Below are 400 nucleotides of genomic sequence, written 5' to 3'. Positions count from 1 at the left end.
GTCCGGCCTGAGCAAATGCCAGTCGGAGGGCCACACGATGCTCTCACGCAAAGAAGCCGTGCGCGTCTGGAACGAACTGAAATAGAGGCATGAACATGAGCACAGACCTTGCGACGCAACTGGATGCCGAAGCGACCATCCGGGCGATGCAGCAAGCCGCGGACGCTTTCTATCGAAGCGCGATCCGGATCGGGAACCACCCCTTCATCGAGTTTGCCGGCCTCATGAACGAGTAAGTCTCGGCGTGTCGCAATGCAGCCGCCGAAGGGATTGATTTCACGAGCTGCAACACCCACACGGGGCAGGAACTTCCGCTGCGCCCCCACCAGCTGGACTACATCAATGAAAAGCTCGAATGTATTTTCACGGGGCGCTCGGTGATGTCGCCTGTCAATAGTAC

Annotated in this window: 1 protein-coding gene; it reads left to right on the top strand. The window is 58.2% G+C overall.

The features are described from left to right. Positions 1–95: 95 nt before the first annotated feature. The gene (locus tag AC066S_RS39845) at positions 96–236 is read left to right on the top strand and encodes a hypothetical protein (RefSeq protein WP_478272071.1); all 141 of its coding nucleotides are present in this window, start codon (positions 96–98) and stop codon (positions 234–236) included. Positions 237–400: the final 164 nt, after the last annotated feature.

This window comes from Bradyrhizobium sp. CFUWI, from assembly GCF_056429085.1.
Note: the sequence above shows the minus strand (reverse complement) of the source record. Positions and strands in the feature narration are given on the sequence as shown.

Bases quoted from the DNA above. Each gene is read 5' to 3' on its own strand.
- AC066S_RS39845 (WP_478272071.1), top strand. From the start codon at position 96: ATGAGCACAGACCTTGCGACGCAACTGGATGCCGAAGCGACCATCCGG.